Consider the following 14,545-nt stretch of genomic DNA (forward strand, 5'->3'; position numbering starts at 1 on the left):
TGATAAGGTGTAACATTTATAGTTTAACTTATGTAGCCTGATGGGCTACTTTTTGTTGTGAATCATTGATTTAAGATTCATTAAAGGTTTGTCCTCTACCATGGTTTCATAAGCCTAAGTTGCTTAACAGAAACCAAGAAGGAGGATTCATCATTTGAATAGTTTACTACGTAAAGTTGCAGTAACGGCCTTGTCCGTGACGATGGTATCATCATCTTCTTTTGCCCTGATAGGAAGTCCAAACGCTGCGTTTGCCGCAGAGGATACAAGCACCAGCACAGGCGTCACGCAAGCCTATGAATCGTTGTTCCAAACGGACAACGTCATTGATGTGAATGTTACGATTGATGATGCAGACTGGAAGAGCATGCTCGAAAGCCCGCTGGATAAGGATTATAAGAAGGTAAGTGTGGAAGTGGACGGCAACAAGCTGGATAACGTTGGTTTCTCCACCAAGGGTAATCTGACTTTGAAAGCCGTAGCCTCGATGCAAGATTCGGACCGTTACAGCTTCAGACTGAAGTTTGATAAATACGACAAAACACAAACCCTGCTCGGTTTGGATAAAATGGTCCTGAACAACAACTATGCCGATCCGTCGTATATGCGTGAAGTTCTTCATTATGAAGCGCTGCGCAGCATTGGCATGGATGTACCGATGACAAACTACGTTAATCTGTATGTAAACGGCGAACTGGTTGGTTTCTATACCGGGGTCGAAGCAGTTGATGACAGCTACCTGGAACGCAATTACGGTGAAGATTATGAGGACGGTGTCCTCTACGATACGGATGAGAAGAGTTACCTGCAATATTCAGAAGGCAGTGACTACAGCACGATCACAGAAGATTTGGGTACGGACGAGAACAAAACCAAACTCAAAAATTTTATCAAAACGCTGAACGACATGCCTGAAGGTGAAAAAGGCGATATCGAGAGTGTGCTGGATGTGGATTCGGCACTGCAATATATCGCGGGCAACATGGTCTTTGGCAACTATGACAGCTATAACGGCGACAAAGGGCATAACTACATGCTTTACAGCGACGCGGATGGCAAATTCACAGTAGTACCTTGGGACTTTAACATGTCCTTCAATGGATACTCGGGTGGCGGCGGACGTGGAACAACGACAACCGGATCAACCACAACCAACACCAACGCGACAAACGTATCCGTGGACGAGCCAGTACTGGGCATTAGCATGGAAAATGTACCGATGATCAACAACCTGCTGGCCGTGCCTGAGTATAAAGAAAAATACTTGAGCTACGTCAATGAGTTGACGGATTATCTGGAAGGCATTCAGGATCACATCACAGGTCTGGCTGATATCATTCGTCCATATGTAGAAGCCGATCCAACGAAGTTCTACACAACCGAGCAGTTTGAATCCAACATTGCATACTCTGCCAACGCTGATGCAACAGGCGGTATGGGTGGCATGGGTGGTACACCACCAGAAGGATTCGAAGGCATGACACCGCCAGAAGGTTTTGAAGGTATGACACCTCCCGATGGTATGACACCACCGGATGGCACAACGGGAACAGGAACAACAGACAGCACAGGCAATACTCAGACACGTCCTGGCGGTAACTTTGGCGGAGGCGGAGGTATGGGCTCGATGGCAGCGGGATCGCTGACAACGTTTGCCCTGAACCGACTTGCCAATCTGCAAGAGCAGCTTGGACGTGAAGTAACACCTCTGCCGGAGACTTCAGAAGATACAGGCGCGGATAACGGAACAGGAACAACAGACAAAGCAATTACTGTATCCCTTGATGGAAAAGCGATTACGTTCCCGGATCAGGACCCGCTAGAGCAAAGTGGCCGGGTTATGGTACCCGTGAACGCTATCCTTGAAGCTTTGGGTGCAGAAGTGACGTGGGACAAAACAGCGAAAACCGTAACAGCCGTTCTGAATGACCAGACGCTTGTACTCCAGATCGGAAGCAGCACGGCAACGGTGAATGGTGAAACGCTCGAAATTGATGCACCAGCCATTATCAAAAACAGTCGCACACTTGTGCCGGTACGCTTCATCTCTGAAGGACTGGGACTGACCGTGGATTGGGATCAAACGGCTGCACAAGTAACACTTACATCCAAATAAAAAAATTCTCCGGTAGAGTAGCGTTGTTCTATGGAGAACGAGAAAAGGGATTCGATGATCAGATCGAATCCCTTTCTGTGCTGCTTTAATCCAGTTCCAAGTTACCATTTAAAATTATACATGTATCCGAGAGGGAGAAAACTCAAACGGAGCTCAATCAGTAATGTTTGGGGTCATTATATCTTGAATTGTTTAAGCTTGTCAGTACAACAATGTTAAAATTTACTATCATATAGGTATTATGCTTGAACTGTATTTCTAGATTCAACCAGATCTTCTGAGTTATTGTATATCTCATCAAATAAGTAATCAGATTTCTAAGTTAGTTCACTAAGTGATAGTTTTAAAACTATTAGATCCACATTGTTCAAATCATTTTTATTATTAATAACGACATTAATGTCGTTAGTGTTAAAGAAAAATAACCCATTATCAACTTTTTGTTCCATAAATTCTCTAATATGATCTTTTTGTTGATTTAATTTTTCCCACAATGAAGATGCAAGGTCAAATTCCCAATTTTCAGTAGGGAGAATATTCTTAAGAACTACCTCAAGTGCAGCCTTCTTAAAGCCATTATTTGAATTTTGGGCTTCCAAGATGTATTTTTTTAAGAAATGGTAAGAGAGGCAAATAACGTTCTCGTTTAATATTAAATTAGCAATATCTGATTTATGTGTGTGTAATCTCTCTGTTATGAAAAGATGGTTATGGTAGTTAAGCCAATCTTCATTTATAAAATTAGCTTTTATCTGGTAAACAAATTTATATGATTCAGTTAATCTATTAATGTTGCTGACAGTAGCAAGAGTAACATTATTCTTACTCATTATAATTTCAGGAGTGGTTATCTGTTTGCTGACAAGTTGAACAATATCTGTCTTAGCCCTTATTGGAGAGTCTATCGTAATGTGTTTTTTTAAATATTCTTTAATGTTAGTAACTCAACTTTCGCACCTAGAATATTGAGTCAACCCCTTGTGGGCGTAAGAGAATTTAAACATTACTGTTTCTCTTGACAAAAAAAACACCTTGCTTGTTTAGTATCATGGAAGTGCGACCAACCATGAACAAGAAAGGTGTGTAACCCTATGTTACAACAACATTCCCTGTCTGACCAGTCTCGTTTTTCTAAACTTTTTGCTTCACTTCACATCGGGAAAGCTTTGCGGCATGCAGGGATTTCCAAATCGTTTGGTCTTTCGAGTTTAGCTATTTTTCGAATCGTGTTCTCCTTGGTTTTTGAAGGGAAGAACTGGTTTCGCCTGTTGGAGAGTAACCGCGGAGCCGATCTGCCAGGTAAAGATGTCATCTATCGATTCTTGAATCAATCTTCCTTTGCTTGGCGGCGATTTTTGCAGACATTAAGTCTCCAGATCGTACGCTATTTTGAAACGCTCATTTCCTCCAAACGCGTACGTGTATTTATTGTGGATGATTCGGTGCTCAGCCGAAACCGGAGTAAAAAAGCAGAACTGCTGGCACGTGTGTTTGACCATTCTGCAGGCAGGTACATCAAAGGCTACACGATGCTCACACTCGGCTGGTCGGACGGTTTTAGCTTTGCACCGCTCGATTTTGTCATGCTGTCTTCCGCCAAACTGGCCAATCGTTTTTGCGAAATGGCCTCCCATCTCTCGAAACGCAGCCATGGATACAAACGCCGAATAGAGTCTTTTTCTCGGAAGCCCGATGCCGTTGTGGGCTTGTTAGATCGGGCGTTAAAAGCCAGCTTCACGGCGGATTATGTTTTGATGGACAGCTGGTTTACGCAGGTTCCATTACTTCGCGAGCTCACAGCCAGAGGTCTGCCGGTGATTGGAATGATTAAAGAAATGAAGCAACGGTATCTCGTACAGGGACAGCGTATGACGCTAGGTGCTGTGTTTCAAAGCCTGCCTAAATCGAGTTCAAAAGACATCAAAGGCTCCGTGGTCGTACATACGTCGTGCGGTCTGCCCGTGAAGCTTGTTTTTGTGCGCAATCGGAATAAAAGACGGGAATGGCTTACCATTTTAAGTACAGACGTCACGCTGGATGCGGCAGAAATTGTACGAATTTACGGCATGCGTTGGAGTATTGAGACCTTTTTTAAAGTGACCAAAAGCTATTTAAAACTAGGAACCGAATTTCAGGGCCGTTCCTTCGACCAACTGATTAGCCACACGACGGTTGTATTCAGCCGTTATTTAGCGATGGAATACGAACGACGCGAAACCAATGATGACCGAACCCTGGGAGGACTCTTTTTCCTCTTTGCCGATGAGGTTCGGGATCTGGACTTTCAAACCGCGCTTCAGCAGCTGATGCGTTTATTTCTCGACATGTCTCAAGCGAAAACGAAAACGAACAAAATGGACGTTTTTTGTCAACTACAAGAATGGATCTCCGGTTTACCCAGCTATATCAAGGGTTTGTTTGGAGATTTAAGCTGCGAAAGTTGAGTTAGTAATGTTATAGTTATATATTTTTTTAACAATAGAGGAGGAGATTTCTTTTCCGATTTGTGCTGAATTTCGAGAAAGTTCAATTTTATATTCCTCTTCAGTAGTTTTGCCAACGATTACAATAAAGGGGATGACATCTTTCTTTAAGTAACTATAGTCGTCAGTTTTATAAGTAACATTTACACCTATATCATTGTAAAGGGCAACATTTTTTTGATGTAGTAGATCTTTGATGAATTTATCTTCATTATTAAGATCAAGATACTTAGCATGGTCAAACATGTAAACTCTTGCAGATCCAGACTCATAAATTCTCTCGAAATATTTACTTTCCAAATCTATACTTGGTAATCTCCATTCTTCATTATTATATCTAAGGGTTACTTGATATGTAGTACTGCTTAGGGCCCATTTTTCAATATTGAAATCTCTTTTTAGTTTATTTATATCTGAGGAACTGACACGCTTGTTCAGCTCAATTTTAATTCGTGTATAACTTTCAAATTTATTTAATACTTTTATTTTTTTTAGATCAGAAGTTTCTATATTACCTTCGAAGAGTTGAAAACTATACTCAAATTCTTCATTTATTTTCTTTGTAACCACACTGACTTTTTTGCCGATCAAAAACATACTCAATGCGCCCACTCCAAATTTTCCTACCATCGCTACATCAGAAGACTTCTTTTTGGATTTCCCAACGGTTAAATAATGATTACTTATATCTGATAGATCCATGCCTACTCCGTTATCCGAGAATAATAAAATATCCTTGTTTTCTTCTTTTAATACTTCAATTTTAATTATTCCATTACGCGATTCAAGTCCAGTACTTTTACATGCATCGATTGCATTCTGCAACAATTCGCGCAATGCTACACTCATTTTATTGCTTTGTTCATATAGAGGTTCTATTAACAATGGAATGACATCTTCAGAGACCCTGAACTTGATATCAGACTGGATAAACATTTGTTGGACTTCTTTGTCAAATTTAATACCTCTAATATTTAAAATTTTCACATTATTATAAAAATATTTTATCTTATTTACATAAAGTATAAATTTATTACAGTTATTAACAATTCTATTCATTTTGTCATATCCGCTTTTCTTAATATTGTCTTTATTGAAGTTAATGATTATTTCTTCATTTTGTATTTCATACTCGAAATATTTGTCTCTTAATACTTGGTATAAACTGTAGCTGGTACAAAATAAAGAAATGATTAATGAGTGTTCACCACCATCCAGGAACCCGTCCATCTTTTCGAAGTCATCTTTATTTTCATGAATTAATTTACAGATGTAGTCATTATTGTTTGGGTCATTATTCTCGTCAGCAATCTTAAATAATCCACCTTGAATTATAAGATTATTGAAAATCTCCAACAAGCGATACTTGAATAAACTATTATTAGTTGAAATAATATCCAATGATTCTTTATCTAAAGTTAAATTCATACATTCCAAAAATAGCATCATTTCGTTAAAGTATTCATGATCACTAGCAGCATTAATATTAAAATATCCATAGATATTTCGTTGTTTTCTATAAAAAAGATCCGATAGATCTGAACGGGTTAGAATTCCGGTTGAACTCCCGCGGCGGATATATCCAATTCCTTGACACTTCATTTCAAAATTATTATTATGTTTTTTCTCAAATGATTTTTTGAAAAGATAAGGTTGATCTCTATTTTCTTTTTTTATTTTAATAATGTTTAGGTTTTTACCTTCATAATTAAAATTTGTTATTATCTCTATTTGAGGAAATGGTTCGATATAATTCTCAATCAATTGTTGGATGTTATTTTCTTCAATAATTTCCTGAGTCCCACAAATGTTAAATTCCCTACTCTCTTTGTCCTCTGCGATGCCAATAATAATATATCTTTCTAGATCAATACTAACATTTAAAAAAGCTATACAATCTTTTAAGAATTCAAATCGACCTTTGAGGTAATTCTTGTTGTTTACTTGATACCACTCTTCTTTGAAATCTAGTAGGATGCTTTCTGTCCCTCCGCGTATGAGGTTGTTGATATACTCAGATTCATAGTTATTTAAAATGCTCATTATGTTTACCACCACTTTCGTATTTTTAATGCAATTTAAGTATTCGACAAACCATTCTATTAAACCTCCAAAAATTAACAAAAAAATTATTAATACAGAGGTGATAGATGGATCTACATCTATGTTTAAAATAGAGAATTTTCCGATATATTTGGAAACAGTCCTCACTGTAAACTTAAGAATATAAGCTAATTTGCTTCGTATTTTATTGACTACAGATTAAAGTTCAATTCGTACGAAGAAGTTAAGAGAGCCAATCCATCTGTAGGTGGACTTAACTCGCGCTGAATTCGGCTACACTGAATGTAGATCAGAGAACATGTGGAGAAGGTGAGGAAAAAAACATGATGAATATTGTGATTGTAGCGGTCATTGTTCTATTGTTATCTCTAAGGGAGAAGGAAGTGAAGACATCCCGCTTATGGATATTGCCAGCGATCCTTGCGTATTGGGTGCTTTCGAGTGTAGTAAATACACCATTAACGGTGGGCAACATCCTGTTATATATTGTTTTTCTCATTATAGGTTGCGGGATTGGAGCGTGGCGTGTACATCTGGAACAGCTTCGAATCCATCCAACGACAGGCAAAATGATGTCCAAGGGATCGCTGGCCAGCAGCTTGCTTCTGATCGCGGTTATGGTGTTAAGACAGCTCGCCAGCCAATGGGATGTGCATCATGCGGTGGTTTCACTGAGTAGTGCTCTGTTGTTTCTGCCTCTGGGAAGCATCGCTGCCCGGCGTTATTTTCTGTATGCCAAAGTCCAGCGCTTTCAAGGCAGAGGTGTATAATCGTTTCAAACTTTAGAATTGGAAAGGATAGCTATGCAGAACGATTCGAAATGGATGCAGATTCAGAAAGTGGTACTGGATCATACAGCAGATATTATTCTAACGTTGCTGCTGCTTTACAGTCTGATCGAGCCCTTCAAAGAAATGGCATGGGTCGAGTTGGGCGCAGGACTCATCGTTAGGCTGCCGTACCTGATGTTGGTTTGGGTTCCACAGTCACTTCGAAATGAGCGGATGCGGACGTTAGGGATATTGGTGATTTGGATCGTGACACTGCTCTATGCCCAGTTCTTCCAGGCCGAGGATCGTATATTTGAATTAAGCTTTTATCTCATCGGATATACTGCATTGAAGCTGCCCGTCCATCGTTCTTCGTTGCTCGGCATCATTATTCTCATCGGGAATGCGGCGCTGCTCTATATGGATGAATACGAACCCAATCAGATTCTGGTGTATTCAATGGCTCACGCTGTAACCTATATTCTATGCTGGGCTGCGAGAATCAGGCGGGAAAGCAGACAGGACAGCAAACGGCATTATGAGGAATTGCAGAAAGTGCACGCTGAACTGACACAGGCCCACGAGGAGCTTCAGGATACACATCAGGAGTTGGAGCAGGCTACCGTGCGACTGATGCAGTACGCCGTACTTGAAGAGCGAAGCCGAATTTCGATGGACTTGCATGACAGTGTTGGCAATCGATTGACCTCCATTATTGTTCAGCTCCAGGCATTGCCGTATATGATGAAGATGGACACAGCGGAAGCGGACAAAGCAATGGGTACGGTGCTTGAAGTAGTCCGACAATGTCTCCAGGAGGTTCGGACCGTTGCTCATCAGATGGGCAGCAATGAAGCAGGTCTCGGGTTGGTTGCATTGACGAGTCTGGTGAATGAGATACGGGAGATGGCGGGCTTCACAATCAAGCTCACTCCCCAGGAGCAGACGAGTCATTGGTCGCCAGAAACATCCGAATTATTGTACCGTGTACTTCAGGAAGCGTTAACGAATATCATTCGTCATGCCCAGGCTTCGCAAGTGAAGGTGGACATCTTGGAGAAAGAGCACCAGTTACATATGATCGTGGAAGATAACGGAATATATCGAAATGAAAATCCGATCTCTCCCGGTTTCGGGCTGTCGAGTATGAGAGCAAGATGCGAGAGAGCAGGCGGTTCCTTATCCATAGATGCAGTCGATCCACATGGAATGAGGTTAACCCTTACCATTCCTCAAGATGTGAAGGAGATTATGGAAGGTGATGAACAGTAATGGAACAGGACGTACAGGAAATACGTGTACTTCTCGTGGATGACCAGCATCTGGTCCGGCATGGATTACGTTTTATTATTAATGCACAGCAGGATATGGAAGTGGTAGGCGAAGCGGGCGGGGGACATGAAGCAGTCCATCTGGCAGCCGAGGTTCGTCCACATGTCGTATTAATGGATGTACAGATGGAAGCAGGAGACGGACTGGAAGCGACAGCGGAGTTAATGAAGATGCTGCCTGAATGCAAAGTGGTCATCCTGACCACATTCGATCATGAGGACTATGTGTACAAAGGAATACGTGCCGGAGCAGTCGGTTATCTGCTCAAGGATGCGGCGCCGGACGAACTGGTTGATGCGGTTCGTGCTGCATACCGGGGGGAGGCGATTTACCGCACGGCGGTGGCAGCCAAGGTGATCAGTCTTGCGATTCGTTCAACCCCTAGTCATTCGGATTCGGTGAAGGAGACAGTAGCACACGAACCCTTGCCGGAACCGTTTACCGGGCGGGAATTGGAGGTTTTGCAACAGATGGCATTTGGGTTAAGGAATGAGGAGATTGCTCGCAAGCTTTTTATCGGAGAGAGCACGGTCAAGACTCATGTACATCGCATTTTGCAAAAGATTCAGGTGGAAGACCGCACACAGGCGGTCGTCTTTGCCATTCGTAATGGATTCGTCAAGTAAACCGTTCTTGATCTTCTGTATAGTAATAATCATAATTCGGCAAATAACCAGCTTTCCCATGCGGTGCTGGTTATTTCGTGTGTCCGCATAAACAATGTCTCAAAATTGAGAAAAGAGATGGAATGTTTGGTGTGAGATAAGTCATAGAATAACTTTAAGTAAGCGCTTCCAATAACATCAATATGAATTCACGGAGGGGTTCAGAATGCGATTTAAAAGAGCTGCCACACCGCTCGTCGCTCTGTTCATGTCGGTCACATTGTTTGCCGGATGCCAAAGTGTTCAGCCACCATCAGTAAGTGAACCACAAGGGCCGGTGGATACACCGACCACGACAACCCAGAACGAACCTGCACCACAGACCAACAAGGAGACACCACGGAATGAGACCTTGTATATCAATGGGCTGCAATGGGGGCCGCCAACCAATTTCAATCTGTTGAGCGGAAACCCCGCATTTCCAGTGAATTACGGCAACTCTAGGGAACTGGTGTACGAAACACTGTTTATGGTAAACCAGCTGGATGGTGGTCTTGAACCGCTCTTGGGCAATTCGTATGAATGGACGGATGAAACCACGCTCCGCATTGAGTTGAATGCGGATGCGAAGTGGAGCGACGGAACGGCTTTTACAGCAGATGATGTTGTGTACACCTATGAACTGGGCAAAAAATACGATATCAACTGGAGCAGCTTCTGGACCTACATCAGTGAAGTAAAAGCGGATGGAGCGCAGGCTGTGGAAATTAAGCTGAACCCTGCTAACCCCAACAAGCTGACTGTACTGGACAGCATCGAACTGATTCCAATGCTGCCGAAGCATATCTGGGAAGAGATCGAGAAGAAAAACAACAATGATCTGACTGCGATCCGCAAAGAGGTTAATGACAATCCGGTGGGCACCGGAGCATATAAGCTTCACTTCTACAACGATCAGAAAATTACGATTGTCCGTGATGACAACTACTGGGGTCAGAAATTGTTCGGCAAATTGCCCGCACCGAAGTACATCACCCACGTGATCTACAAGGATAATGCCGCAGGAGATCTGGCATTCAAGAGTGGTCAAGTGGACGTCTCCCAGCAGTTTATCCCTCAAGTGTGGAAGATGTGGGAAGGCGGGGCTGCTGTCAAAACGTATCTGAAAGATGCGCCGTATTATCTGCCCGGTTCCATGCCAAGTATTTTCTTCAATCTGTCCAAAGCCGGACTCGATAATGCTGACGTTCGCCGTGCAATAGCCATGAGCATCAACTATGAAAAAATTTCGGAGCTGGCCATGAGCGGATACTCCGCACCAATGCAGCCTTCCCTGACCTTGAACTCGGACGCCGAGTCCAAATATATTGACCAGGATGCCATCAAGTCGTTGCAATGGACGATGGATATTGAAGGAGCCAACGCCCTGCTCGACAAGATTGGAGCGAAGAAAGGCAAAGATGGCATCCGTGTCCTTAACGGCACACGCCTTGGACCTTTCGAGGTTGAATGTCCTTACGGCTGGTCTGACTGGAACGCTGCCCTGGAGATCGTAGCGCAGAGCGCCAAAGCCATAGGGATTGAGATTCGCACCAAATTCCCGGAATCTCCGGTATGGACCAATGATCTGCAAACCGGCAAATTCGATATCATCATGAATACACCTGCAGGCGGGGTCAGCCCAAGCCAGCCATGGAACCGTGCGATGACGATCATGTACTCCAAAGGGGTTGCCCCAATGGGTGAGATGGCATTCTGGAACTGGGGACGTTACCAGAATGACCGCGCAGACGCCATTATTGAAGAGATTCCATCTGTGTCTGACGAGGCGAAGTTGAAATCACTGTATACCGAACTGAATACCATCTGGCTGAAAGATATCCCTTCCATTCCGCTGATGTACAGACCATGGGTGTTTGACACCGTGAATGAATCAGTCTGGAAAGGCTTCCCGACGGAAGGAGATGGCACCAACATTCCGCCGCAAATCTCGATGGACGGCGCAGGTATTAAGGCATTGTATCAGATCCACAATTAAGGAGCTTATATTGAATCAGGACATGATGAAGTGACACGCCACTTTAGACATAAGGCCCTTATCCGCTAAACTCGGGGGTGCTAAATCCTATGAATGCCTATTCCAGATATGTCGCCAAAAAAGTATTCTGGTACGGCCTGACCCTGGTCATCGCCATCGGACTGAATTTTATTTTGCCAAGACTGATTGAAGGTAACCCGGTGAGCATGATCGCTTCCAAAATGACGTCAGGGATGACCGACTCGGATTCCATCAAGCGGGTGTATGAGACGTTTACGGTTGAATTCGGTATTGATCAGCCGCTATGGACCCAATTCGGCATCTATTTAAAAAATCTGTTCACAGGCAATTTGGGCACGTCCTTTGGACTGTATCCGAAGCCTGTGACGGACATTCTGGCCTCCGCCGTCCCTTGGACGGTGGGGCTTCAACTTCCGGCCATCCTGGTCGGCTGGATCATTGGCAATTTGCTCGGTGCGATTGCAGCGTACCGGAAGGGTGTTTTTGATAAAGTGCTGTTTCCGGTAGCATTGTTTATCAATTCCATTCCTTTTTTTACTCTGGCTATTATTATGCTGTATGTCTTTGCGTTATCACTGAAATGGTTCCCTTTATCAGGGGGATATGACTTCCAGATGGTGCCGCAGCTGAGCTTCGACTTCATCATGTCGGTGGTTCGCCACCATACTTTGCCGTTCCTCTCCATTGTGCTTGTGACCATTGGTGGTCAGGCCATTGGTATGCGGGAGATGTCCATCTATGAGCTCAATTCAGACTATGTGTTATACAGCAAACTGCTGGGTATTCGCGACGGTCGAATTGCACGTTATGTGTTCCGCAACGCCATGCTGCCGCAAATTACGGGACTTGCGCTCTCCATTGGTACGATGGTCGGCGGATCACTCATCTGTGAGATTGTCTTCAGTTATCCGGGTATCGGCACATGGCTGTTCACGGCTATACGGCAGCTGGATTACCCACTAATCTCGGGATGTACGCTGCTGATTGCCATTGCTGTATTGCTTGCGAATTTCACCATTGATGTCATCTACGGCTTCATTGACCCGCGCATCAAGGCCGCTCAAATGGAGGAACAGTGATATGAAGCATTCGATCTCTATTTTGCTGAAGTCACCCAAATTCATGATCGGTGCGGTGACTTTTGTCGGCATGCTGCTCTTGGTTACGATCTATCCGCTCATTAATCGCAGTGATCCCCTTGAGATGATTGCGATGGCGTTCCAGCCACCTGGCGATGGCCTGCTATTAGGATCGGACAATTTTGGACGGGACATTTTCCTTGAATTGATGTATGGCATCCAGACATCCATACGTGTAGGGCTGATTGCAGGTGTGTTTGCGACCGTTATCGGTCTGGTTATGGGGCTTGTGTCGGGATATATAGGGGGAATGCTGGATAACTTTCTGACGGCAATTACCAACATATTCATCGTCATTCCTTCGTTTATTATTCTGATCCTGATCTCCGTCAGCATTGATTCACGCAGTTCCCTGGTGACGGCGATCATTATCGGTATAACCAGCTGGCCTTGGACGGCCCGGGCTGTGCGAGCTCAGACGACATCTCTACGCAGCCGGGATCATGTGCATATTGCGAAAATTTCGGGACACAGTACGCCGCGTATCATTATCCATGAGATTTTGCCGTATATCGCGTCTTATGTGGTGATGGCTTTTGTGCTCCAGACGGCATCGGGCATTCTGTCCGAAGCTTCCATCTCCATGCTGGGACTGGGGCCGTATAATACGATCTCGCTTGGCATTCTGATGAACTGGGCACTTGTGTTTGAAGCGCCAGTAGCAGGGGCGTGGTGGGCTTTCATTCCTGCAGCGCTGGCGATTGCCGTCATTACCTTTTCGCTTTATCTGATGAATACGGGCATGGACGAAATTTTCAATCCGAAAATAAGGAGCTAAGACCATGAACCAACCTATACTTCAGGTCAGCGGTCTGAAAACCTATTACCGTACCCGGCTCAAGGAGAACGTCTTTGCCGTCGATGGGGTGGAGTTCGGGCTGAAAGAGGGGCAGACGCTGGGCATTGCAGGTGAATCGGGCTGTGGCAAATCGACGCTGGCGCTCAGCCTGATGGGCTTTTATTTCCCGCCGCTTCATTATGGCAGTGGTTCGATCCGCATTAATGGTACCGATATTATGCAGCTGAACAAAGAGCAGCTTCGTTCTCGCATTCTGGGCAAGGAAATTGCTTATATTCCGCAGGCTGCCATGAATGCACTAAACCCAACGCTGCGGATTATCAGGTTTATTGAAGATATCATGAAGGAGCATCGTCCGGAGATGAAACGGTCGGATGTACGGAAGATGGCTACGGAGCGCTTTCAATCACTGAATCTGTCGCCGGATGTGCTGGATATGTATCCAAATGAATTATCCGGCGGCATGAAGCAGCGAACGGTTATCGCCATCTCAACGATTCTGAATCCCAACGTGCTTATTGCGGATGAACCTACTTCCGCACTGGATGTGACTTCCCAGAAGGCAGTCATTCGTCTGTTGAAGGATTTGTTGAAGCGTAAAGTCATCAAATCACTGGTGTTCATCACGCATGAACTGCCGCTGTTGTACCATGTGACGGATGAAATTATGGTGATGTATGCCGGGGAGATTGTGGAACGAGGTACGGCAGAGCAGATGATTTTCAATCCGCTGCATCCGTACACCCGCAAGCTGATGGGTTCCATCATTGTGCCCGAAGAGGGCATGAAGGAGCATAAACTGGCTGCCATTCCTGGTGCACCACCAAATCTGAAGAATGTGCCGGAAGGCTGCCGTTTCGCAGAGCGCTGTACACTGGTGACCGACGAGTGCCGCCAGGGCAAAATCGAGAACATTCATGTCGATGGACGCATATATCGCTGTCTCCTGACACCAGAGATTTTGGAGCAGATCAGGGAGCAGGAGCAGGACGGTCATTTAGAGCAGAAGAGCATAAACGAACAGCCCCAGGAGATGGAACAAAATCAGGAGGAAAGCGTCTTAAATAAAATTGAAATCCAGGATATTGGAACTGACACAGACGATATAGCAGACTAATGAAATGATTCTTTCTGGGCGTAATGAGCTCGGATCAAGGCTCCCCGAAAGGAGTGAGGTA

General features: G+C 44.2%; 11 protein-coding genes. 9 read left to right on the forward strand and 2 right to left on the reverse strand.

Features of this window, described 5'->3' with window-relative positions:
* Positions 1-154: 154 nt before the first annotated feature.
* On the forward strand, positions 155-2,116 hold the full coding sequence (locus tag RS891_RS05450; RefSeq protein ID WP_315794701.1) for a CotH kinase family protein: 1,962 nt from the start codon (positions 155-157) through the stop codon (positions 2,114-2,116).
* A gap of 317 nt (positions 2,117-2,433) precedes the next feature.
* Here RS891_RS05450 and RS891_RS05455 read toward each other — a convergent pair whose 3' ends face one another.
* Positions 2,434-2,946 (reverse strand): hypothetical protein, encoded by a 513-nt coding sequence (locus RS891_RS05455; protein ID WP_315794702.1) that lies wholly within the window; start codon positions 2,944-2,946, stop codon positions 2,434-2,436.
* A 261-nt stretch (positions 2,947-3,207) separates the two neighbouring features.
* Between RS891_RS05455 and RS891_RS05460 the strand changes: the two genes are divergently transcribed.
* Positions 3,208-4,560, forward strand: coding sequence for an IS4 family transposase (locus RS891_RS05460; RefSeq protein ID WP_315793080.1), 1,353 nt, complete (start codon positions 3,208-3,210; stop codon positions 4,558-4,560).
* On the opposite strand, the gene RS891_RS05465 is transcribed toward RS891_RS05460, so the two are convergent.
* Positions 4,543-6,642 carry an ATP-binding protein gene (locus RS891_RS05465; protein WP_315794703.1) on the reverse strand — a complete coding sequence of 700 codons (2,100 nt, stop codon included), beginning with the start codon at positions 6,640-6,642 and terminating at the stop codon, positions 4,543-4,545. The two genes, RS891_RS05460 and RS891_RS05465, sit on opposite strands and share 18 nt — an antisense overlap.
* A gap of 344 nt (positions 6,643-6,986) precedes the next feature.
* Between RS891_RS05465 and RS891_RS05470 the strand changes: the two genes are divergently transcribed.
* The 7 genes from RS891_RS05470 to RS891_RS05500 all read left to right on the forward strand — a co-directional run bounded on the left by RS891_RS05470 (position 6,987) and on the right by RS891_RS05500 (position 14,484).
* Positions 6,987-7,433 carry a DUF1453 family protein gene (locus RS891_RS05470; RefSeq protein WP_113054078.1) on the forward strand — a complete coding sequence of 149 codons (447 nt, stop codon included), beginning with the start codon at positions 6,987-6,989 and terminating at the stop codon, positions 7,431-7,433.
* 33 nt (positions 7,434-7,466) lie between these two features.
* On the forward strand, positions 7,467-8,705 hold the full coding sequence (locus tag RS891_RS05475; RefSeq protein WP_315794704.1) for a sensor histidine kinase: 1,239 nt from the start codon (positions 7,467-7,469) through the stop codon (positions 8,703-8,705).
* Complete coding sequence (locus RS891_RS05480) at positions 8,705-9,391, forward strand: response regulator transcription factor (protein ID WP_315794705.1); 687 nt, start codon at positions 8,705-8,707, stop codon at positions 9,389-9,391. The genes RS891_RS05475 and RS891_RS05480 overlap by 1 nt, the downstream gene beginning before the upstream one ends.
* A 205-nt stretch (positions 9,392-9,596) precedes the next feature.
* The gene (locus RS891_RS05485; protein ID WP_113054081.1) at positions 9,597-11,408 is read left to right on the forward strand and encodes an ABC transporter substrate-binding protein; all 1,812 of its coding nucleotides are present in this window, start codon (positions 9,597-9,599) and stop codon (positions 11,406-11,408) included.
* A gap of 89 nt (positions 11,409-11,497) precedes the next feature.
* Positions 11,498-12,508, forward strand: a complete 1,011-nt coding sequence (locus tag RS891_RS05490) for an ABC transporter permease (RefSeq protein WP_063567843.1) — start codon at positions 11,498-11,500, stop codon at positions 12,506-12,508.
* Position 12,509: 1 nt separating this feature from the next.
* Entirely contained in the window at positions 12,510-13,346 is an 837-nt protein-coding gene (locus RS891_RS05495; RefSeq protein WP_090893845.1) for an ABC transporter permease, read from the forward strand.
* Positions 13,347-13,350: 4 nt separating this feature from the next.
* Entirely contained in the window at positions 13,351-14,484 is a 1,134-nt protein-coding gene (locus RS891_RS05500; RefSeq protein WP_315794706.1) for an ABC transporter ATP-binding protein, read from the forward strand.
* Positions 14,485-14,545: the final 61 nt, after the last annotated feature.

Source organism: Paenibacillus sp. BIC5C1 (genome assembly GCF_032399705.1).
Lineage (GTDB): Bacteria > Bacillota > Bacilli > Paenibacillales > Paenibacillaceae > Paenibacillus > Paenibacillus taichungensis_A.

Excerpts from the sequence above, each read along its gene's own strand:
- RS891_RS05490 (WP_063567843.1), top strand. The coding sequence starts at position 11,498 with ATGAATGCCTATTCCAGATATGTCGCCAAAAAAGTATTCTGGTACGGC.
- RS891_RS05500 (WP_315794706.1), top strand. The coding sequence starts at position 13,351 with ATGAACCAACCTATACTTCAGGTCAGCGGTCTGAAAACCTATTACCGT.
- RS891_RS05480 (WP_315794705.1), top strand. The coding sequence starts at position 8,705 with ATGGAACAGGACGTACAGGAAATACGTGTACTTCTCGTGGATGACCAG.
- RS891_RS05460 (WP_315793080.1), top strand. The coding sequence starts at position 3,208 with ATGTTACAACAACATTCCCTGTCTGACCAGTCTCGTTTTTCTAAACTT.
- RS891_RS05470 (WP_113054078.1), top strand. The coding sequence starts at position 6,987 with ATGATGAATATTGTGATTGTAGCGGTCATTGTTCTATTGTTATCTCTA.
- RS891_RS05455 (WP_315794702.1), bottom strand. The coding sequence starts at position 2,946 with ATGAGTAAGAATAATGTTACTCTTGCTACTGTCAGCAACATTAATAGA.
- RS891_RS05465 (WP_315794703.1), bottom strand. The coding sequence starts at position 6,642 with ATGAGCATTTTAAATAACTATGAATCTGAGTATATCAACAACCTCATA.
- RS891_RS05485 (WP_113054081.1), top strand. The coding sequence starts at position 9,597 with ATGCGATTTAAAAGAGCTGCCACACCGCTCGTCGCTCTGTTCATGTCG.
- RS891_RS05475 (WP_315794704.1), top strand. The coding sequence starts at position 7,467 with ATGCAGAACGATTCGAAATGGATGCAGATTCAGAAAGTGGTACTGGAT.
- RS891_RS05495 (WP_090893845.1), top strand. The coding sequence starts at position 12,510 with ATGAAGCATTCGATCTCTATTTTGCTGAAGTCACCCAAATTCATGATC.